19 protein-coding genes are annotated in these 21,915 nt (G+C 48.9%); 9 read left to right on the top strand and 10 right to left on the bottom strand.

Features of this window, described 5'->3' with window-relative positions; all coding sequences use genetic code 11:
- Positions 1-42 precede the first annotated feature (42 nt).
- Complete coding sequence (locus tag CWC22_RS07810; protein ID WP_138537479.1) at positions 43-1,242, top strand: porin; 1,200 nt, start codon at positions 43-45, stop codon at positions 1,240-1,242.
- On the opposite strand, the gene CWC22_RS07805 is transcribed toward CWC22_RS07810, so the two are convergent.
- Both CWC22_RS07805 and CWC22_RS07800 read right to left on the bottom strand, forming a co-directional pair.
- Positions 1,239-1,961: an NAD(P)-binding oxidoreductase gene (locus CWC22_RS07805; protein WP_171045024.1), complete on the bottom strand. Its 723-nt coding sequence runs from the start codon at positions 1,959-1,961 to the stop codon at positions 1,239-1,241. The genes CWC22_RS07810 and CWC22_RS07805 overlap by 4 nt on opposite strands.
- Positions 1,962-2,104: 143 nt before the next feature.
- Positions 2,105-2,668 carry a YSC84-related protein gene (locus CWC22_RS07800; RefSeq protein ID WP_138537483.1) on the bottom strand — a complete coding sequence of 188 codons (564 nt, stop codon included), beginning with the start codon at positions 2,666-2,668 and terminating at the stop codon, positions 2,105-2,107.
- 732 nt (positions 2,669-3,400) lie between these two features.
- Between CWC22_RS07800 and CWC22_RS07795 the strand changes: the two genes are divergently transcribed.
- Complete coding sequence (locus CWC22_RS07795) at positions 3,401-4,252, top strand: DMT family transporter (RefSeq protein WP_138537485.1); 852 nt, start codon at positions 3,401-3,403, stop codon at positions 4,250-4,252.
- Between the two features lie 10 nt (positions 4,253-4,262).
- Here the strand turns inward: CWC22_RS07795 and CWC22_RS07790 are convergent, their stop codons facing one another.
- The 3 genes from CWC22_RS07790 to CWC22_RS07780 all read right to left on the bottom strand — a co-directional run bounded on the left by CWC22_RS07790 (position 4,263) and on the right by CWC22_RS07780 (position 6,533).
- Positions 4,263-4,718 carry a GNAT family N-acetyltransferase gene (locus tag CWC22_RS07790; protein ID WP_138537487.1) on the bottom strand — a complete coding sequence of 152 codons (456 nt, stop codon included), beginning with the start codon at positions 4,716-4,718 and terminating at the stop codon, positions 4,263-4,265.
- A 42-nt stretch (positions 4,719-4,760) separates the two neighbouring features.
- Positions 4,761-5,984: a DEAD/DEAH box helicase gene (locus tag CWC22_RS07785; RefSeq protein ID WP_138537489.1), complete on the bottom strand. Its 1,224-nt coding sequence runs from the start codon at positions 5,982-5,984 to the stop codon at positions 4,761-4,763.
- A gap of 78 nt (positions 5,985-6,062) precedes the next feature.
- A complete protein-coding gene (locus CWC22_RS07780; RefSeq protein ID WP_138537491.1) occupies positions 6,063-6,533 on the bottom strand; it encodes a GNAT family N-acetyltransferase in 471 nt (156 codons plus the stop codon).
- 324 nt (positions 6,534-6,857) lie between these two features.
- On the opposite strand from CWC22_RS07780, the gene CWC22_RS07775 reads away from it, so the two are divergent.
- Together CWC22_RS07775 and CWC22_RS07770 are read left to right on the top strand one after the other, a co-directional pair.
- Entirely contained in the window at positions 6,858-8,132 is a 1,275-nt protein-coding gene (locus CWC22_RS07775) for an aromatic amino acid transport family protein (protein ID WP_138537493.1), read from the top strand.
- A gap of 130 nt (positions 8,133-8,262) precedes the next feature.
- Complete coding sequence (locus CWC22_RS07770; protein ID WP_195879835.1) at positions 8,263-9,591, top strand: IS4 family transposase; 1,329 nt, start codon at positions 8,263-8,265, stop codon at positions 9,589-9,591.
- An 11-nt stretch (positions 9,592-9,602) separates the two neighbouring features.
- On the opposite strand, the gene CWC22_RS07765 is transcribed toward CWC22_RS07770, so the two are convergent.
- Together CWC22_RS07765 and CWC22_RS07760 are read right to left on the bottom strand one after the other, a co-directional pair.
- Positions 9,603-10,535 (bottom strand): diguanylate cyclase, encoded by a 933-nt coding sequence (locus CWC22_RS07765; RefSeq protein ID WP_125563219.1) that lies wholly within the window; start codon positions 10,533-10,535, stop codon positions 9,603-9,605.
- Between the two features lie 215 nt (positions 10,536-10,750).
- The gene (locus CWC22_RS07760; protein ID WP_138537884.1) at positions 10,751-11,560 is read right to left on the bottom strand and encodes a helix-turn-helix domain-containing protein; all 810 of its coding nucleotides are present in this window, start codon (positions 11,558-11,560) and stop codon (positions 10,751-10,753) included.
- 122 nt (positions 11,561-11,682) lie between these two features.
- Here CWC22_RS07760 and CWC22_RS07755 point away from each other — a divergent pair, with 122 nt between their 5' ends.
- From CWC22_RS07755 to CWC22_RS07745, 3 genes are all read left to right on the top strand, one after another.
- Entirely contained in the window at positions 11,683-12,111 is a 429-nt protein-coding gene (locus tag CWC22_RS07755; protein ID WP_138537883.1) for a hypothetical protein, read from the top strand.
- Positions 12,098-12,601, top strand: coding sequence for a GNAT family N-acetyltransferase (locus tag CWC22_RS07750; protein ID WP_138537882.1), 504 nt, complete (start codon positions 12,098-12,100; stop codon positions 12,599-12,601). Before CWC22_RS07755 ends, CWC22_RS07750 begins: the two co-directional genes overlap by 14 nt.
- An 87-nt stretch (positions 12,602-12,688) precedes the next feature.
- Positions 12,689-16,924, top strand: a complete 4,236-nt coding sequence (locus CWC22_RS07745; RefSeq protein ID WP_138537881.1) for a DEAD/DEAH box helicase — start codon at positions 12,689-12,691, stop codon at positions 16,922-16,924.
- A gap of 34 nt (positions 16,925-16,958) precedes the next feature.
- On the opposite strand, the gene CWC22_RS07740 is transcribed toward CWC22_RS07745, so the two are convergent.
- Together CWC22_RS07740 and CWC22_RS07735 are read right to left on the bottom strand one after the other, a co-directional pair.
- The gene (locus CWC22_RS07740; protein WP_138537880.1) at positions 16,959-17,444 is read right to left on the bottom strand and encodes a hypothetical protein; all 486 of its coding nucleotides are present in this window, start codon (positions 17,442-17,444) and stop codon (positions 16,959-16,961) included.
- Positions 17,445-17,454: 10 nt separating this feature from the next.
- Positions 17,455-18,960 (bottom strand): YHYH protein, encoded by a 1,506-nt coding sequence (locus CWC22_RS07735; protein ID WP_138537879.1) that lies wholly within the window; start codon positions 18,958-18,960, stop codon positions 17,455-17,457.
- 269 nt (positions 18,961-19,229) lie between these two features.
- Here CWC22_RS07735 and CWC22_RS07730 point away from each other — a divergent pair, with 269 nt between their 5' ends.
- Positions 19,230-19,454 carry a FeoA family protein gene (locus CWC22_RS07730; RefSeq protein WP_125563233.1) on the top strand — a complete coding sequence of 75 codons (225 nt, stop codon included), beginning with the start codon at positions 19,230-19,232 and terminating at the stop codon, positions 19,452-19,454.
- Positions 19,455-19,473: 19 nt separating this feature from the next.
- A complete protein-coding gene (gene feoB / locus CWC22_RS07725) occupies positions 19,474-21,558 on the top strand; it encodes a ferrous iron transport protein B (RefSeq protein ID WP_138537878.1) in 2,085 nt (694 codons plus the stop codon).
- Between the two features lie 36 nt (positions 21,559-21,594).
- Here feoB and CWC22_RS07720 read toward each other — a convergent pair whose 3' ends face one another.
- The gene (locus CWC22_RS07720) at positions 21,595-21,900 is read right to left on the bottom strand and encodes a hypothetical protein (protein WP_138537877.1); all 306 of its coding nucleotides are present in this window, start codon (positions 21,898-21,900) and stop codon (positions 21,595-21,597) included.
- Between the last annotated feature and the right edge of the window lie 15 nt (positions 21,901-21,915).

The following is a 21,915-nucleotide window of genomic DNA, read 5'->3' as shown; positions in this document are numbered from 1 at the left end:
TTCCAGTTATCGCAACTAACGCAACAAATTTGGTAATTTGCTATGAATAACGCGATCTCTTCTGTGGCTAAAGCCATCCTGATTGCACTTTGTGTGCCGCTCACCTGTGCTCAAGCTAACACCGAACGCGCCGTCACTATGGCTGATATCGAAGCGCTCGAAGCTCAGCTCAAAGCACTCAAGGCCCGCTTTGAAAGGCAAAACCCAACCGCCGCTCAAACAACACAAAACGCTAAACCCACAACTAACACAGCAGCTGCTGCAGATGCAAAAGCCGCTTCTTCTGCCAATTCAGCTAAACCTGCGCCGACTGAAGAAAAGCGCAAACTGGACGTATATGCGACCATGCGCCCCACATACGGTCGCCTGGAGACCAATGGTAAGGATAATTGGGACGTGCGTGACGCCCTGTCCCATGCCGGGCTCAAGGTTACCCACGAATTTGACAAAGACTGGAGCGCAGAGCTGCATGGAGAGTGGAGTATTGACGTTGCTAACGAAGGCAACTTTGGTCGCTCCCGGCGGGCCTACACCGCACTGAACACACCTGTCGGCCGCTTTGGCATAGGTAAGCAACGGCCGGCACAATATCTTTTTATTGCCGAGTATGTTGATATCTTTAATCATGCCAACAGCCCGTTTGCATATGACCCTGAGAGCCTCTTCTTCGTCGACAATCTGATCAGTTACCGGCTTACACCTGGGCCTTTTACTTTTGTTGCAGTTGCACAGTTTAATGGCGAGTCGGGTAGTAACTCAGATGATTTGGTCAATGTTGGTTTGAGTTATGATGCTAACGATTTGCATGCTGCTGTCACCTACCAGCAAAACGACGTTTATGCCGATGATGTCCAGCTTGGCGATAACAGCCTCTGGGCAACCTCGCTGGCCTATCAATTTACACCTCGCTTCTATGCCGCCGTCGCTTATCAGGATAAAGATTACAACAGAGATGCTGCAGGTGCTGACCGCAGTGGGCACACCTTCGATTTATCCTTTGCTTACCAACTGGCCAAAGCCTACAAACTGAAAGCAGGCTACTTTGATTTTGATGACGGATACCTGGATTCAGATCCGGCCGCAGGCGGCTTTGATGGCTACAACCTGACATTAGAGTGGAGCCCTATTAAAGTACTCAGAATTCACCTTGAGTACCTTAACAAGTCGTTCGTCAATGGCGATGACTTCGACTCCATTTCTATCGGCTTCAGGTATGACTACAAAACCACGGTTGAGTATTAACCCTGGTCCTGATTATACAGTACAGGAGAGCAGCCCTGCCATTGCTGCCACAGTGCCGGATCAAGCGCTAACTGACACATAAAATGAGCGACATTGATCCGGCTTGTTTTTCCCGCATCAAAAATGGCGTCACGTATTGGAGATGGATGAACGTCATAAGCTGTGACCTGAGCATCATTTGTCAACGAATCTGGCCTAACCACGACCCACTCAACCCCCTCCTTTGCGGGGGAGCTGGCACGTAAGAGCTTCGCCGCAGCCTCATTATCAGGATGAGGTGGCAGACATAAACGTAATAACGCTACCACGGCACGATGTGCCAGAGGTGGCCGCTCATGCAAAGACTCGCAGGTGCACCCAGTACTGTTCATTAAGATAAACTTAGCAGGGCTCCCGCCATCTTTGTTTGCAATTGCCTGACACACACTTTGCACTGCATCACGTACCAGGCGGCGGGGATGACCATAAATACCCTGAAACGTTGCCCGATGTCCCAGACAACAAATAACCGTTTTCACGTCCGCCACTAACGCTTCGAGTTCCCGGGTGCTCAACTCGGCAATATTGCCTACCCTGACATCCAGTTGCGGGTTAGCTTTGAGCGTTTCCAGTTGTGCACTACTTTGCCGGACAAGGACTCTGACTTGCACCTGTGCCAACATCAACTGCTCAACAACCAGCCTGCCCGTCGCCCCGCTTGCTCCAATCACTAAAATCATAACGCATCCTTTGGCTGTCATTTATCGGGAGTGTAACGTGAAGGGAGTGGATTAAAACAGGCACAAAAATGTGACAAATGGTAAGTAGATTTTTCAGCCGGCCCAACAGGCCGGCTAAGTGTCGTTGCCAGGGGCAAATGGAATTAGTTTAATTCCTTGTCTTGCCAGAATTTCGTTCCTTTGACTGTCGCCTGCAATGCCAGGCCACTTTCGGTAAATGTATACACTGTTACATCCCCATAGTAGACTTCGCCTTCAATAGAGGCCCCTTTATCAGCTGCCCTTGCAGCAGCATCGGCATTTCCGCCAAATGTCCAGCCGGACTCCACAAATTGTTTCATCGCTGCCTGAGTATGAAACACCATCACAATACGATAATCCTTTGCACCCAGACCCAGTCCGACACCACCTTCGGCCATATTCATGTAAGTTGACTGGCCAGTGGTGTTATTTTCTACGACACCATAGCCAGTGCCTGCGGCAACAAAAATAATATTCAGATTCGCATTGGAAAACACCGCATATCCGGACGCATTGCTTAGTTGGGCGCGAACATCCGGCTTTTTACTATAGAGCTTGGTTAAAGTATCTCGTTTCATCTTCTGGATTTCGGAACGCTTTTGGACAGCATCACCCGGCCCCATAGACGCACAAGCGCTCAGTAACACAGACAAAACAACCGACATCAGCAAGGGAATTGTACGCATACCTTTTTCCTTTTACAGTTAGAAGCAGGCGGTTAAATCACTGCCCGCAGAAAAACATCATCTTAAGGGTAGGCAGGTTAGGCGCAGCTGAACAGAAAACGCAGGCAAAAAAAAGGCCGCATTAAAGCGGCCTTAACACACATCATGGGTAATCATGAAGGGATAAATGTGAAAACAAGATCATTGTAACTCGGCCGTTATAAAATAAAATCATATTAAAACGTTTCTTTAGCTCGGTATTTTCGATGAGTTACTTTCCTCATTCCTATATGCTTACTCCTTAATATAGTGGCCTTACTGGCAATGTCTTTGTCATCGATGCCCATGTTGTTTTTTATGGAGTTATATTGCCCTGCTGAAAAAGGCAGTGAAGAGAAAAGACGACCCGCAACAAAATCTCATGCTCTGGGTCAAGTACAGCAGAAAATTCAGACAAAAAAAAGGCCGCATAAAGCGGCCTTAACACACATCATGGGTAATCATGAAGGGATAAATGTGAAAACAAAGTCATTGTAACTCGGTCGCTATAAAATAAAATCATATTATAACGCGCTTTTTATTCGGTATTTTCGATGGATATTTTTTCCTCGTTTATGTTTGCTCATCCGCTTAGCAAAGTTCGGCAAATGGCAATGCCTGAGTCTTCAATACTGCTGTTATTTTGTTAGTTAAATCAAGCCACTCTGAGGTATCATCGCGACTATACTTGCACACCATTTTAACTGACCTGATATGCATCATCTGATTTTTGTCACCCTCTTATGGGCATTTTCATTCAGCCTGATAGGCGTTTACCTCGCCGGCTCGGTTGACCTTTGGTTCGCCGCCCTGAGTCGTATTATGCTGGCAACCCTGGTTTTCTTGCCATTCATTCGCTGGCAGCAAACAGCCCGCCCCGTGATGTTCAGATTAATGACAATAGGTGCAATACAGATAGGTGCTATGTATGGTTTCTATTACCATGCCTTTGTGTTTTTAACTGTACCGGAAGTCCTGCTGTTTACCGTGATGACACCGGTATACATCACTTTGCTTAATGACCTGTTCGCAAAGCGCTTTAATGCGCGCTATTTACTGGTCGCATTAATCGCAACACTGGGCGCTGTCGTCATTCGTCTGACAACACCGAATCCGGACTTCTGGCTTGGCTTTATGGTAGTTCAGGGTGCCAATCTGTGTTTTGCTCTGGGGCAGGTTTTATATAAACGACTGGCTGAGCAGCATGCCTTAGTCCACCATCAGTGCTTTGGCTTTTTCTTTATCGGCGCACTGGCCGTGTCCTCGTTAAGTTTTGCTCTTTTTGGTGATTTGAACCGACTCCCTTCGACGCAGCTACAATGGGGGATCTTAATTTATTTAGGCCTCATTGCCTCTGCCCTTGGTTATTTTATATGGAATAAAGGCGTCACTCTGGTTTCAGTAGGAGCACTGGCAGTCATGAACAATGTGCTGATCCCTGCCGGGATCCTGGTGAATATCCTGATCTGGAATCGCACCGCCGATTTAGTCAGCCTAGGGCTTGGCAGCGCGATTATCTTTTTAGCCCTGGGCGTCAATCAGTACTTTGACGCACGTTCACGTTAACACGTTTACGTTAAAGCGCCTTGCGAAATCGGATCTGCATATCCAATAAGGTCTGCGACGACGCTGCTGGCTGTGTCAGTTCCGCAATATGATAATCATGACTGACGAGCATCTGCATCATGGTTTTAAAGCGGTTCATAGTCTTCACTTCAATGTGACTGATACCTTGCTCGCGGCACCAGCGCTCTTGTTCAAGCAGCAATGCCCGTGCCATCCCTTGTCCACGATACTTTGGTATTACGGCACCCAGCCAACTATAAAACTGCTTTGGTGCCTGCTCAAACCCAAGTTTGTAAGCAACTGGCTGACCATTGCAGCTTACTATCAACGCCAGGTTAGTGCGCCCCGCCAGCCTCTGAAGGATTTGCTCACGGGTTTTAGGGTTTGAGAACTCCGGGATCTGCTGCTCAACCACCAGCATATCGTCAATACTGCCCTGATAAATATGCCACAGTGCTTGCGTCATGACTTAACCTCTTCAAAATGATGTTATGCGTTACTGTACGCGTTAGCGCCTGCGCTTAGAACGCTGGCCCAGCACGCGCTTTTTATCACGCTGACGACGAGATTTGGCCGAATTTTGACGATCATTTTTAGGCTCGCGGGTCAGATCTGGCTCATAGCCACTCAACCATTGCGGGGTGAGGCGTTCATCCAACAAGACTTCAATCTCTTCCAGTAACCATTGCTCATCAATACTCACCAACGAAATAGCAGTCCCGGCTTCACCTGCCCGGCCTGTACGGCCAATACGGTGCACATAATCTTCCGCGACATAAGGCAACTCAGCGTTAATCACATAATTCAATTGTTGAATATCAATACCACGTGCCGCGACATCAGTAGCAACTAAGACACGAATTTCACCGTCCTTAAATTGCGCCAGTGCCTTGTTTCGTGCCCCCTGAGATTTGTCACCATGAATAGCCGCAGTTTTAAGACCGTCTTTATTGAGCTCCTTGGCATAGTCATCAGCTTGTTTCTTTGTGCGGGTGAAAATCAACACCTGATGCCAGTTTTGTTTGCCGATCAGGTGAGCGATCAGCTCCCGTTTGCGCTCTTCATCCACGGCATAAAAGAGCTGCTCAACCTTTGCGGCAGCCTGATTCTGTGCTTCAATGCCAATCCGTTTTGGCTCTTTCAACCAGTCTTTTACCTGATTAAAGACCGCTTCATCTACGGTAGCAGAAAATAACAAGGTTTGCCGATCAGATGGCATTTTGCGCATAATCCGACGTATTTCGCCCATAAAGCCCATATCCAGCATACGGTCGGCTTCATCGAACACTAAGTATTCTACCGCTGACAAATTCAATGTGCCTTTGATTAAATGATCGAGCAAACGGCCTGGCGTGGCGACCACTATGTCTGCTCCTTCACGAAGTGCTTTTTCCTGAGGTCCAATATTTGCTCCACCATGCAAACACACTGTTTTCAGCTCACAATGAGCGGCATAGGCATTCGCGTGCTGCGCTACTTGCTGAGCCAATTCTCGGGTCGGCGCCAGGATCAGGGCACGAGCACCTGAGCCCGGCTTGCTGAGTAACTGAGTCATGATAGGAAGCATAAATGCGGCTGTTTTACCGGTACCTGTCTGCGCACACGCCAGCAAATCGTGACCTGCCAGGATCTCGGGAATGCTTTGCGCTTGAATAGCTGTTGGCTCAGTAAAGTCAAGCACCTGTAACCCTTCTAACAGGGCAGGTGCTAAGGCAAGAGATTCAAAGGACATGTTTTTTGTATAACTCAAAAATTAGGTAGCGGGATTATAACAAAAATGCCAAGTATCGCCCGCAAAGATATGACCTCTTTATGACAGCGCCAATTCCATATAGACACTCAAAGGGTCGGGTTCGTAGTTGCCAAATGCTTCTCGCTGCACAAACCCCAAAGACGTATACAACCCAATTGCTTCAGTTTGCCGGATCCCTGTTTCCAGCCGTAATACACTGAAGCCAACCTGACGTGCATGATCAATTAAAGTTTGCATAATGTGTCTCGACACACCCAGGCCCCTATACGGTGGTTGTACATAAACCCGCTTTAGCTCGGCGTAAGGTGTCAGGCTGTCTGCCTCATCCGTTTTTGGCACCAGGGCACCACACCCCATCAACACAGATTGAGTGCGGGCACCAACAAAATAGACGTCAGACGCAGCCAGCTCATCCGCCGGGATCAGCTGATTACTGCTCGGTGGGTAGAGTGTATTCATCAACTCATCGATGTCTCTCAGTAACTGCGACACTTCCGGGTGATGCGGGTCAAGATTAATTATTTCCATAACGTGATATTACCTTGCTTACCCTGTCAGCTTCACGACACGACGCATGTCAATTTACGAAGACCGGGCATGATATAGAGACTAAAATACTATGTTCTTTGATATGATACTAGCTTATTTTCTGAGCTCAATCGTACCTTTTAAAGTCACAAAGTCAAACGTCACAATGAGATTTCTACAATCCACTTGGTTAAATGATTAAAATACACCCAACGCTGTCGAATATTCATCCACTTTTACATTGATTACCGACGAAAGCATGCATATGTGCCACATTTTTTATATTATCCGCGCGCATATAATTCTAATCATAGGACAACAAGTATGAGTAATACCCCTGAAGGGCTCTCTACAGAGGCTTTTGCCACAGAGACTACCCAAAGCAGTCGGGGACGCTGGACACAACACGATACCAATTGGGTGCTTAGCCTGTTTGGTACCGCTGTGGGCGCCGGTATTTTGTTTCTGCCTATCAATATCGGTATTGGCGGGTTCTGGCCTCTGGTGATTATGGCTGTATTGGCCTTTCCAATGACCTACCTGGCTCATCGAGGGCTGGCACGTTTTGTGTTGTCCTCTAAACACAGTGACAGTGACTTTACCGATGTCGTTGAAGAGCATTTTGGTGCCACCGCAGGCCGCTTAATTTCCTTACTGTACTTCTTTTCGATCTTCCCTATTCTGTTGATTTATGGTGTAGGCCTCACCAATACCTTGGACAGCTTCATGGTTAACCAGTTAGACATGACCGCCCCACCTCGGGTACTCCTTTCCGGGCTGCTGGTTGCAGGCATGATTGCAATTATGATGGGTGGAGAAAAGTTACTACTGCGTGCGTTCGCGCTGCTGGTTTACCCGCTAGTTGGGATCTTGCTGATGCTGTCACTATATTTAATCCCACACTGGCAAGCACCAGTTGTGGCAACGCCGGATATGGCAGGTCTGAGTGAGACACTGTGGCTATCCGTGCCAATTATTGTCTTTTCATTTAGCCACGCTGCCGCTATCTCCAGCTTTGCCAATGCTCAACGCCGCCATTATGCTGACCGTGCGACACATAAAGCTGAGGCAATTTTGCGCAATACCTCGCTAATGCTGATCGTTTTTGTGCTGTTATTTGTATTTTCATGTGTGCTGTCTCTCAGCCCGGAGCAAATGCTCGAAGCCAAAGAGGCCAACGTTTCTGTACTGTCTTACCTTGCTAATGTGTACGACAATCCATTTATTGCCATGCTGGGTCCGCTGGTCGCCTTCATTGCCATTACATCTTCTTTCCTTGGGCACTTTCTGGGCGCACGCGAGAGCTTCAATGGTCTGCTCAGCAAGCAGTCATCTCTGTCGGCAGGCTTGATTGATAAACTGGGTGTGGGCCTGATGTTTATCGCAATCTGGGTGTGTGCTGTGATGAACCCGAGTATTCTGGATATGATGGGTGCCATTTCTGGACCGATCATTGCCATGATCCTGTTTATCATGCCAACCATCGCCATTTTCAAAGTACCGGCACTACAAAAGTACCGCCATCATGTTGGCACCTACTTTATTCTGCTGGTTGGTATTTTAGCCGTCTCGGCATTGCTATATAACATGGCAGGTTAAGCAACCTACGGGTGGAATGATTAAAAAGGGCCTAAGCGCTAATGCCGATCAGTTAAGAATTAAATAGATCAGTTGACCGATCTTTTAAAGGCTTCAAAATCCAATATCATTTCTGATATTGGATTTTTTTATGTCTTTAGAACAAGCCTTTTGCAGTGCGTTTGAGCAACTGCCCGAAAGTGTTACCTTTGAAAAACTTAATCACTTTCTGGATGCCGAAATACTGGAGCAAGCCTTTCAACGCGCTGGCGTTGCAACTATCAGAAAACGCAGGCTTCCACTCGAGGCTGTGATGTGGACTGTGATTGGTATGAGCTTCTTTCGTCAACAGTCGGTTTGGGATTTAGCTTCCCACATGGAAATTGCTCTGCCTGGAGATAGCAAATTAATCGCCCCAAGCGCCCTTGTTCAGGGAAGGCGAAGACTCGGTAAAGACAGTGTCAAAAATGCCTTTGAAATGATGGCTGCGCATTATTATCAGCAAGCAAACTTTGAAACTTGGTGCGGGTTAAACCTCCTGGCCGTCGACGGTGTTACTTGGCGAGCTCAAGACACGCCTGAAAATCGTGAATGTTTTGGCTCCCCCAGCAATCAGCATGGCGAAACCGCTTTTCCACAAATTCGAATGGTGTGTCATATGGAGCTGACCAGCCATCAACTTATCAGCAGTGCTTTCAGCGGATATAAAACCAATGAAATGAAGCTGGCAGACAAATTAGTTGCCACCACGCCAGACCACAGCCTCACGATGTTCGATAAAGGGTTCTACTCATTAAACCTACTCCACCAATGGCAAACACATGGCACCGAGAGGCACTGGTTAATACCGGTGAAGAAAGGGCTTCAGTTTGAAGTGATTAAATCTAATGGTCGTTTAGATAAATTGGTGCGCTTAAAAACAACTCCACAATCTCATAAGCAATCGCCTGATTTACCTGCGTATGTAGAAGCCCGACTTGTGACGAAAAAAATTAAAAACAAGGAATATCAAATACTCACATCGATGATAGATGTGCAGAGGTTTCCTGGCGAAGAAATAGTTGAGCTTTACAGCCACCGCTGGGAAATAGAATTGGGTTATAGAGAAATCAAGCAGACACTTTTAAACAATGAATATACGCTAAGAAGCAAAAAATCAGATATGGTTGAGCAAGAGCTGTGGGGCTTACTCCTGGGGTACAACTTGCTGCGTCAGGTGATGACTCAAGCGGCATCTCGTAAAGGAATATGGGCCAACCAATTAAGCTTTAGTAATTGCGCCAACGCGATATTAAGTTACTTAGGGCGACTCCCCCTCGCCAGCCCGGGAAACATCCCAAAACACTATGAGATGTTAATACAAACATTGGGTCACTTTGAGCTGCCGACACGACGAGAAGATCGGGTCTATCCTCGAGCCATAAAACCAAAGCCAAGTAAGTACCCAGCTAGAAAAAACAATGCCAGTCAGCTTAACTGACTGGCATTAGCCTAAGCGCCCTTTTTTTCTGCCACACACGCTTGATTACGACCCTGATGCTTTGCGTTGTATAAGGCTTCATCTGCCGCCGCAATTAGCTGAGCCAAATCCTGGTAATGCTCACCGCCATCATTGCTTGCAACACCCGCACTGATGGTAACCACGCCAAATTCCGAGTCTTCATGCACAATGGCCAATGCTTTTACTGCATCAACAAACTGGTTAGCCAGCTGCTTCGCCCCATCAGGCTCTGTGTCTGGCAATAAAATTGCAAATTCCTCGCCACCATAGCGATATACCCCATCCATAGGTCTGCGTATCTGGCCATCTATGGCACTGGCAACAGCTTTAAGAGCATCATCCCCATTAAGATGACCATAACGGTCATTAAACTTCTTGAAGTGATCGATATCCAGCATCACCACAGAGCAGGTATGTTGCTGGCGAATACTCTGCTTAAACTGACGCGCTCCTTCCATATCAAAAAAGCGCCGATTGAACACTTTTGTCAGCCCGTCGTAGTATGAGTAGCGCTTGAGCGTATCCGCTTGCTGTTTGTATTTGAGGTGAGTTTTAACCCTGTTCATCAGGGTCTTTGCCACGATAGGTTTAGGAATAAAGTCAACCGCGCCCGCATCCCAGCACAAATCCTGCTGTTGCTCGCTGATGTTGGAGGTCACAAAAATGATAGGGATATCAGACAGACCTTCCATTTCCTGCAACTGTTTACAAGCCTCCACCCCAGACATCCCCTCCAGTACCCAATCCATCAAGATCAGATCCGGTGGGGTTGCACGGCAAAACTCGATGGCTTTTTCTCCGGATGTCACCATATGGACCGAACAAATCCCCTCTAAAAAGCAAGAGATGACTTTTTGTGTAAGCATGGAGTCTTCAACAATCAGCACCAGACTCTCGCTCAGGTCTTCAATTTCCTTAAACAAAGTATATTACCTATTACAGTGATTCTTCGGCTCGACATAGACCGGTTTTTTTCGGTCTTGATTGCAATTATAGCAGGCACGCAAATAAATACCCGTTAACATTATACGACTAACTTACCATGTCCCTTTAACCTGAGAAAGGGATTAGGGACTTCAGATCAGTGATTTAACGCGCCAAGCATCCCTGAATTTATCGACTCAGGTAGCACAGATTATTAACGACTTTCTGCCGCCTGACTGTGCTGTCTGCGCCACAGCGCAGGCGTGACGCCATAAGCCGCTTTAAACTGACGGATAAAATGCGTTGTATCTGACCAACCCAGTTCTTCAACTAACGCTGCAATCGGTGTACGTGTATGCAGCAAACGATTACAGGCCTCACCCAGGCGTTTTTTGGTGAGCCACTGCCCTACGGAGTAGCCAGTTTCGCGTTTAAACAAAGTCGCCAGATAAGGGGCACTAACAAATACCGCACTCGCCACATCCTGCAAAGAAACCGGCTTTAAGCCCTGACTCTCAATGTAGGAAAGTGCCGCGACAACTTTAGGGTGCATACCTGCGCGCCAGCTCACCGGCTGTTGTGCCAGTGACACCTCATGCAACAGCAAGAAAACAAAACTCTTCATCACGTCGAGCGGCAAAGCATGCTGCAATGCGGCTTCAAACTCCTGATACAAAGTCTGCACAAAATCGACGCGCTCCCCAGATAGCGCCAATGCGGGTAACGCACCTAAACGTACCTGCTGAAAGGGTTGCAACAAGCTGGATTCGGGTGTGAGCCCAAGACAATCCGGGCAAAAACTCATCCAGTGCACATGCAAGTCAGACCCGGACAACAAGGTATGAGGCATGCCGCCGGGTACCAACACAAACATGCCCTGTGTGGCTGTAAACGTCTCTCCGTGTAACATATCTAGCGAGCCTGAACGAATAAAGCTCAACACACTTTCGCTGTGCGTGCCGTGAGGCTCCTGTTCCAGTGTCGCTACTTTCATCTGGCCACAGGCGGCAACATGATTGGTCATTTTACTTCACCCACAATCTTAAAATAAGCCGATTAATTCAAAAAACAGACAATAACGCAGCACGGCTTTATTGAGAATAATAGACATCAACAAAACAATACACCGATTTACAGGAGAGACCTATGACTTTTTCACTCGTTTTAATGGGGTTATCGATCCACGTACTATTATGGGAAAAATTACCCGACTGGGGCACCTGGTTTAACACTTTAGTGGCACGTTTACCGGCCCCCCTTGTCTATTTATACACGGCATGGCGCTGCCCATACTGTTTTGGGTTCTGGATAGCCCTGCTACTGCAACAGCTTACGGGTATCTATACTTTACCTGAACTGTCGTCTCTGACAGCCACATTCGGTGCAATTGGCACAGTGCTCAGCATGAGTCTCGATGCCCTGGCTACCGCCCTGTTGATCATGGTTGGCAGCCTGGCACTAAAGGCGCTTGCATTACCGGCCATCAAGGGTCACGAATTAACCATGGCATTTAAAACTGGCTTGTCTGAAACACAGGCAAAATCATCACAGGAACACACCCATGACAATGCATAAGTTCAGTACGGCAAGATTAGAAATAATGCCTGCAACACCGGCTCTCAGCACTGCACACGTACAACAGCTACTCGATTTGCTGACACCAGGCACACTGCATTTTTTGCCCGATGACTGGCAGCAGTGTCCGCACACTGCTGACCAACTAACCGACTGGATATCGGACAAACTAACACGCTGTGAGCTGCTACTGGTGCAGGACAAACAGACACACATTCTGGGCCTGGTTATGCTGTATGCAGCCGAAAATACGGTTCAACTTGGCTACCTAATAGGCGAAGCACACTGGGGACAAGGCTATGCCAGTGAGCTGCTGCAGGGCTTAGTCGCGCATCTGCGCACAGTTCAGCCCAGTGTAACACTCAATGCGGGCGTTGCAGCAGACAACCCGGCTTCTATCAAAGTACTGAAAAAAGCTGGCTTTGTGCGCTGCCCGTCTGAGCCGGACAATACCAGCTCACAGCTGTATTACACCCTGCCAATAGAATAGTTTGACTTGAGCACACACCGCGCTTCTGCTACTTTGCTCCGCAATCAATAATAACTCGCGGAGCAAGGCCCGAAGCGGTCTATCAGCATGCACTTTACGCCTTTCAGCCAGACACACATCACCGAACTCCTGACACGCTACGCACAGCTGCCCGCTGAACAACAGATCATGCTGGAAGTACTGGCACTAATCGGCAAGCCGGTTGCGATAAGTAGATTAAAACGCTTACTGAAATTGCTGGTTGAAGCCCAGATCCACGGCATTCCCGCGCTCAGTCAGGGTATGGTGCCCGAACAGAGAACCGCACTGGTCGAAGCCGGGCTATTAATCAGTAACCAAAAAGGCCTCAGGGTTCAGCCGCTAATTGAGATTTCACTGTGCCACAATGCGCTTCGTCAGGATCGTTTTATCAGCACACTTAATTGCGCCGAACAAGTCGTGCCTGTGGTCAATTTATATGAGTGGGAGCGCGATTTCTCGGATGAACAACGCTTTATCCGCGATTTGCTTATCCTGGGCCAATACGATAAAGCCATCGCTTTGCTGTCATTTCATAAAAATCCGCAACACCTTGACCACCACACCAACCAGGTGCTGGTCAATACCCTATTCTTTCCGGCAGACGTTGATCATCTGGCTGAACTGCCACCGCATTTGCTGTATCAGGCATGCTCGACGTTAATCCACAGTTTAAAAAGTGACTGTCAGAACAATTTTGCCGCATTTCAGCTTATTAAACAGCTCTGCGAACGTCAGCCGAATAACCAAACGCTGCATTGTTTACTAGCCGAACAATATCTTTATCGGGCGCAACTGGATCAAAGTGTCGCCGTACTGAGCAATGATAGCAGCTGCTATGCGCTTCAGTTACGTGCCATGGTTGCAATGTGCTCTGGCGAACACCAAAGCGCTTATGCATTATTTGAACAAGCAATTGTCGCTAAAAACAAACTTGCCCGGCGTAAGCTGCAATATCTGGGTGGTCTGCCCGGCTTGTTTCATAAACTGGCGACGCTGGTGCAGGCCAGTCAGGGACAGCCTCAGCTGTTTAAATCGGTGCGCCAGCTGGTGCAGGCAGAGTCCGCTGACAAGAAAGCGCCAGGGTTAAATTATGTCCTTTTGAGCCTGCTTGAATATCTTGCAGAGTGCCTCAGTGGTGGCCAGACATTCGTTAATCAATATCAAGAGTATGAAGCATTTGGTAAAGCGAAGCCCTACGACTATGCACTGCTGCAAATACTGACTGCTCTGGCTACGCACTGGACCGGGGGCCAGTTACAGGCCCAACAATTAACTCGTCTTAGTGAGGCCTGCAATACCTTCAGTGCAATACAGCAACCTTTGTTTGCCTGTATGGGTGCCGATCTGCTGGTGCTCCATCAAGCCCCTGTGCCACCACTGCCACAGCGCCTGGTGGTTAACTTTGCCAAACTGGTAGAACAAAAAAGTGACTGGGAGCTGGCACTGGAAAAACTGCAAAGCCTGGCATCCACGCCACCATCCAATGCAGATAAATCGTCGCAAACCCACCGGCTTGTCTGGCAACTTGAGCAATCTCGGTTTGAACTCACACTCAAGCCCAGAGAACAAAAACTGGGTAAGCAAGGTTGGAGTAAAGGTCGCAATGTGGCCCTGAAGCGTTTGGTCGATGAGCGTGAGAACTTTGATTACCTAAACGATAAAGATAAAGAAATTATTGCTGCTATTCGGGTGTATGAAAACCACGGCTATTATGGTGGACGCACCTTTGAACTGGAAGGAGCAAACGCTCTAAGTGCCGCATCTGGTGCTCATAACCTCTACCTGGGCGATGATTTCAGTCGCGAAATAGAACTGACAGAATATCCGGCCGAACTTCAGATCCGTGACAACGGCGATGAGCTAATGATGTCGATACCCAACCTGCCACAAGGCATAGACTACCGCTTGCAACTCGAAGAGCGTGCAGGGCAGAGTGAGTACGCCTTTTTCCCGCTTCAGGACTATTGCTATGGGTTTACCCTGTTCACGCGTCAGCATTTGCAGGTTGTAGAGATCATTGGGGAAAGTGGTCTTATCGTGCCCAAAGCCGCCAAGCCCAAACTGCTTGAGAGTATTACTGCCATCGCGCCACTGCTGAATATACAGTCCGACCTGGACGGCCTTGAAACCGGGTTGACCACAGTCAAACCTGATAATGAACTGGTCATCAACATCACTCCCTATCAGAGTGGCCTTGAGTTTCACTGTGTGAGTATGCCCTTTGGCGATAAGGGCCCCATGTTGCACCCGGGCATTGGCAGCCCCAATCTGACGACAGAAATTGAGCATCAGCGGGTGGCCACTCAACGTGATCTAGCACAAGAACAGCGCTTGCTGGAGTTACTGGATGAACACTGTCCGGCATTTCTGGCGATGTCTGATAACCGTTTGCAACTAGACGACCTGGAAATGGCGCTTGAGGCGCTTGAGCAAATTGAAAGGTGTGTTGCATCCGATATACCGGGCTTCACCTTAAGGCTGCGCTGGCCACGTGGGAAGAAATTCCGTCTCAGCAAACCCCTTGAGTCCCAACATCTGGCTCTGGCGATGAGCAAGCAAAATCAGTGGTTTGACGTCACGGGTGAACTTCAGGTCGATGATACACAAGTTGTAGAATTGAAAAAGTTGCTGAGCCTGATGGCCACCAGCCATGGCCGCTTTGTCAGCCTCGACGGTGAACAAATTCTGGCACTGTCACAAGACTTACGTAATCAACTCGCCCAGCTTGATACGGTAACCGATCAGGGCCAGTTTCATCCGCTTGCCAGTGGTCAGGTCGCAGAAGCAACAACGGGCATGCGTATGAAAACCTTGCCTGCCTGGGAAGAGCAAAGCAAAAAAATGTACCAGGCTAATGCGCTAACACTCACTGTGCCGGCGACCTTACAGGCGCAATTACGCGATTATCAGCTCGCGGGGTTTGACTGGGCAATGCGACTAGCCCACTGGGGCGGCGGCGCTTGCCTGGCTGATGACATGGGGCTGGGAAAAACTCTACAGGCGCTGGCTGTGATCTTAGCACGTGCCAGTGAAGGGCCTACGCTTATCATCGCACCGACCTCTGTGTGCTTTAACTGGCAGCAGGAAGCGAGCAAATTTGCACCGGCATTAACCATGACCTTATTCAGCGATCACAGCAGTGCGCAAGAGCGCGAACAGCTATTAACTCAGGCTGGCCCGTTTGATTGTGTGGTGATCAGTTATGGCCTGCTGCAACGCCAGGCTGAGCTGCTAAAAACAAAACACTGGCACACCATTATCGCCGATGAAGCGCAAGCGCTTAAAAACCCGCTGGCTAAGCGCACCGTGGCCGCCTGTGCACTTAAAGGCGAGTTTAAAATGATCACCACGGGCACACCAATAGAAAACAATCTGACCGAATTGTGGTCGCTGTTCCGTTTCGTCAACCCGGGTTTACTAGGCAACCTGAAACGCTTTAATGCCCGCTTTGCTCAGCCGATGGAAAATGCTGAGCAAGACAAGCTGGCGGCTCATAAAGCACGTCAAAGCCTCAAACAACTGGTGAAACCCTTTATTCTGCGTCGCCTGAAAAGCCAGGTTCTCACCGAACTGCCAGAGAAAACGGAAATCAACCTCACCGTTTCGCTCAGTGAGGACGAGATGACTTTTTATGAAGCACTGCGACAGCATGCCATTGACCAAATCATGGAATCTTCCAGTACCAGTTCAGCGGCAGAGCAACGCATCAGAATGCTGGCGGAGCTCACCAAGTTACGTCAGGCCTGCTGCCACCCGCAATTGGTCATGGCTGAAAGCACATTGCCAAGCAGCAAGCTCGAAGCACTCAGTGAGCTACTGAATGAATTACGGCAAAACAATCATAAAGCACTGATCTTCAGCCAATTTGTGGGCCACTTACAGATTATTAAAAATCTCCTTGAGCAAAGTAACGTGCCATATCAGTACCTGGATGGCAGTACCCCTGCTGCACAACGTCAGGAACGTGTTAACGCCTTTCAGCATGGCAATGGCGAAGTGTTTCTGATCAGTCTCAAAGCCGGTGGTTCAGGTTTGAACCTCACCGCAGCAGACTATGTGATCCATATGGATCCGTGGTGGAACCCGGCAGTTGAAGCACAGGCATCAGATAGAGCCCACCGAATGGGCCAGCAGCGCCCGGTGACCATTTATCGACTGATTGCCAAGAACACCATAGAAGAAAAAATCGTCGCACTACACCAACATAAGCGAGATTTGGCTGACCAATTACTGGCTGGCAACGAACAGGCCAACAAGCTGTCGGTTGAGGACATGCTTAACTTACTCAAAGAAACCTTTTAAACGCTGGCCACAATAATGTGGCCAGCGTCCGGTATCAATGGTGATGGTGACTAAGCAACGGCTGAGAAGAAAACTGATGCAATACCAGTTGAGGCTCAGCCAGGTCGACAAACACCGACCCCATCACGGTATTACCTTTCCAGGTCCAGTTCTCATGTTGATGGCTGTTTAACGATACCGCAATCTGGTTGACACCAGCCTTAAACCAGCTGGCAGGCAGATGCACATATTGGCCATAAACACGCATTTTTTTCTCACCATTAATGAACAAATGGGCATGACCTATCAGGCGCTGTTGTGCACTCTCGACAACGGCGGGCGAATTCAGCACATAGTTGGCAATGTCAATTGTCAGGTTGAGACCGTCGGTTTCATCCCGTACCAGGGTCAGTGCAACCCGAGGCAACAGGCTTTGTTGCTTGATCTCCAGGCTTTTGTGCTGGTGAATGGCTTTGTCAGCCTGGGCCGTCATAGTGATGAAAAACATGTTCGCAGCAATTAATATCGCTATTATTTTCATTATGTTACTCCTATTCACGACCCGAACCACCAGGCCTTATGCCACCACAACTGGTCAGTCCGTTACTTTGTAATTCACCAGCAAACCTGTCACCTATGGTGTATGGAAATGTAGGAATGAGCTTGCCGTTATCATCCCGGGCAGTCACATGATAGTGATAACCCCGATGCTCATCATAATGACCATTGTACTGATCAAGATAATTGCCGCCCTGTTCAGTCAGTGTGCTGTTCCAGTAAAAGTCTTCTTTGAAGTAGCCATTTTCGGCAACCAGCTCATTTCGTGATAAGGTGCGTACCACAGTGTCAAAGCCTGGCCCACTGGAAACATTGCGTGTTCCCTGACTGACATCATATTGGTCATTCAGCACACAGCTTCGTGCACCATCGCTACACCCGGTCGGCGCACTGGCGCGATAATCGCGGACTTCCCAACTACTGATAGCCAACTCCCCTTGTGACTCCCAGGGACCATATATGGCGTAACCATCTGCAGCATATCCATAAACAGGTGAGTGCCCGGTTCCTGTATCACCAACCATCTTAGCCAGACAAGAGGAATAATAATGGTGGTGATAATCGCCTTGTGCAGCGTGACCGCCACACACATCCACGTCATATTGTTCAGCAACCGGTGCCAGCGTTTGCCATATCCTTTCGTTGTTGTAACTCTGGCCATCACCCCAGTTATATACTGAGGTCCCATTGACCCAGAAGCCGACTGTCCCTAACCCCGTTTCACAGGTGTCTGTATTCTGTGTAGGCTGATTGGGAAACGTGCCGGTTCTATCCATCACTTCAGGACAGACCGGTCCGGGCGGCCAGTAACCCTGCCCGGCATCCAGTGCACAGCTGCTGTTGCTGTTGTAGCCAATATCCTGGCCGAACTCGACCACATCACCAATCGCGACTTGTGGCGAACCTGTGGCAAAATCTGATGCAGCTCTGGGCCGGGAGGATAAGCTCGACAGCATTTCCTCATCGACCACCACCTGATAATCCGGCATGCCCGATGCCGTCACCACCGTATACTGTTGCCCGGATTGCTCCAGCGCACTCACCGCCTGTACATTGACCTGAGCAAGCTGACCAGCTTCATCCAGCATAATGGCGGCAGTAGCACCATCTGAGTTAAGGATCCAGCCAGCCAGCGTGTCGTTTTGGTCCGGGCTATCCGGTGTTTCCTCACTGCCGCCCTCATCATCGTCAGGCTCTGTATCCGAATCCCCCTTATCCTCATCCCCAGGATCAGGCGCTGTGTCACCGTCACCTGCCGTCGAGTCCGTGTCACCGTCGGCGTTGTCCGTATCTGAGTCCGAATTATCCGAAGCCGTATCAGCATCCGTATTTGACTGACTGGAGTTTGTCTCATCGACCGCGGTTGATTGAGTATTCTGACTGGTGCCCGTAGTCGTCTCTGAACCTCCTGAGCCGCATGCACCAAGCAGCGTGGCAGTGATAATCACGGTCAGTATATTCAGTGCGCCGGGTTGTTTTATTGTGCTCGTTGATCCCATTGTCTCTCTCCATTGCTGTTAGGCCTGTGATCATCAGCCTAGCGAGACAATGTGCAAACAGATGGCAAACAATGTGCAAAGAGTATGAAGTGCCCTTCAACACTCTGGTGACATTCACTTAATACACGTAACCATATAAAATATATAGATTTATCAATCTAATAAATAACGCATGTCTTTTGCCGCACTCGCTTGTTTATGACATTTAAGTTGCGGTACCATGCCAGCCTAATAATAAATAATTCCTATCTAGGTTTGCATTACCCTCTATGACACTTGCAGATTTACAACCAAACGATACAGCGATTATTGCAGGCATTGTTCACCCTGATGCAGCCCTGATCAGCCGCATAATGGCACTGGGCCTGATCCCCGGAGAAGTGATCACGGTCTTAAATGTCGCGCCGCTGGGCTGTCCCATTCAGACTCAGGTTGGCAATACCTATATCAGTATCCGTAAAACTGATGCGCGTTTTATCCAGCTAAGCCGCTAATTTCAAGGAGTAAGATAACGTGAGAATCGCCCTCGTTGGCAACCCCAACTGTGGTAAAACCACACTATTTAACCGCCTTACGGGTGCCAGACAAAAAGTCGGCAACTGGCCCGGCGTCACTGTAGAGCGCAAAAGTGGCGAGCTAAGTTTACCAGGTCAGCAAGTTGAGTTAATTGATTTACCGGGCCTGTACAGCATGGCCCAAATTGAACCGGGTCAGGATGAACAAATTGCCATTGACTATATTCGCGCTCCGGATGCCGACCTGATCATCAACGTGATCGACTGTGCTAACCTCGAACGCAACCTGGTTCTGACGACACAAATGCAGGAAACAGGTACCCCTCTTATCGTGGTTGCCAACATGACCGATGTGGCACACCAGCAAGGCAAGGAGCTGGATCTGGGCCTGTTAGCACAGCGTCTTGGTGTACCTGTCATCGCCATGGTCGGCTCGACTGGTCAGGGGCTCGCTCAACTGACAGATGCATTGAGTGAGCACTGCAAAGGCAAGCCCCCGCAAAAGAGCAATCGACCAACTCCGGGGCCTGATCTCAGCAATGAAGACACCGTTAAGCGCTTTCAGAACGTCAAAACGCTCAGCAATGGAGTCAGTATCATGTCGAAAACACGCTCTGACTTCACCACCTCGCTTGATAAACTGGTGCTGAACCGCTGGCTCGGGGTGCCGATTTTCCTGTTTATGATGTACCTGATGTTTACGGTAGCGGTCAACTTCGGGGCCGTCTTTATTGATTTCTTTGACATTCTGGTCGGCGCTATTTTTATTGACGGGACTAAGCTGCTACTGGCCAATCTCGGTGCCCCCCAATGGTTGGGCGTCCTGTTAGGGGACGGCTTTGGGGCAGGCTTACAGCTGGTTGCGACCTTTATTCCTGTTATCGCTGTCTTGTATTTTTGTTTGTCGATCCTTGAAGACAGTGGTTATCTATCACGTGCCGCCTTTGTGATCGACCGTCTGATGTCTTCCATCGGATTGCCCGGCAACGCATTTGTCCCTCTGATTGTAGGTTTCGGCTGTAACGTCCCAGCGGTCATGAGTGCCCGCACCATGAGCCGGGAGTCGGATCGCCTGCTCACAGTGATCATGGCGCCCTTTATGTCCTGTGGCGCACGACTAACCGTGTACGCCTTATTTGCTGCGGCCTTTTTCCCGGTGAACGGTGCCAACATCGTATTTGCCTTGTATGTGTTTGGCATTTTAGTGGCTGTGGGTACCGGTTACCTGTTCAGAAAACGCGTGTTTAAACAAGAAAAAGTCCCCTCTTTTGTTGAAATGCCAGCCTATCATCTGCCCGTCTGGCGTAACCTGGTTATGACCACCTGGCAGCGTTTACGTAGCTTTATCACCCGTGCCGGGAAAACCATCGTGTTTGTGGTTACTCTGCTGAGCATGATCAATTCCATCGGCACAGATGGCAGCTTTGGGCATGAAAACAGCGAGGCATCTTTACTGTCTAAAGCCGCGCAGGTTGTAACACCTGTGTTCGCACCGCTGGGTATCGCAGAAGATAACTGGCCAGCAACGGTTGGGATAGTCACGGGCCTGTTCGCCAAAGAGGCCATTGTGGGCACAATGGATGCCTTGTATGTGGGCGCACAGGAACAAACCGGTGAGTGGTCTCTCAAAGATGCTACAAGTGAAGCGGTCATGACCTTGTGGGATAATTCCGTTGATTTACTCAATAACCTCGGCGATCCGCTGGGCCTGAGTGCCGTTGAAGAAGGCGGCGACGCAGGGAACAAGTTGCTCAGTGCCATGGCTGCTCAATTCAATGGCCAGCTCGGTGCATTTGCCTATCTGGTACTTATCTTACTGTATACCCCGTGCGTGGCGGTATTGGGGGCCATTAAGCGTGAATCGGGCAGTGTGTGGATGTGGGTCGTCATCGGCTGGACAACCTCAATTGCCTACATACTGGCGACACTGGTTTATCAAATCGGACAACTTGGTACGGCTGGAGCGTCGGCAATGATATGGATAGTCCTGATGCTGGCGGCCTTGTTTGCCTGGTGGCTGATACTCGGACGCCTGAGCAAACATCTTCATGCTGTTCCGACTTATAAGATTGAATTGAGCTAAGGTCGAAATAAAACGGGAGCCACTGGCTCCCGTTGTTTACTCTGATTGTTCTGGTTTGACTTTCACCAACCCTAAACGTATGGCCGCAAAGTAAAGGCCTTCTGCAACCAGGACAGTCGGTAACACCACCTTGACCCAGTAACCTTCTGACCCGTAAAAGTACCACAAAATGGCACTGATCACTGCCATCAAGATACCCGCAACAAGTCCCGCACTCACCAGACTCAGTGCAATCGGTGCTTTGCAGCTACCGCATTTTAACTTGAATGGATTCGGGGTATTCAATACCGACATAAAAGAAATATCACTGTCACATTTACCACATTTACCACATTTACTCATACTATTACTCTGTGT

Source organism: Pseudoalteromonas rubra (assembly GCF_005886805.2).
Taxonomy (GTDB): domain Bacteria; phylum Pseudomonadota; class Gammaproteobacteria; order Enterobacterales; family Alteromonadaceae; genus Pseudoalteromonas; species Pseudoalteromonas rubra_D.
The sequence above is the reverse complement of the archived record's forward strand: the minus strand, read 5'-3'. Positions and strand labels throughout refer to the sequence as shown.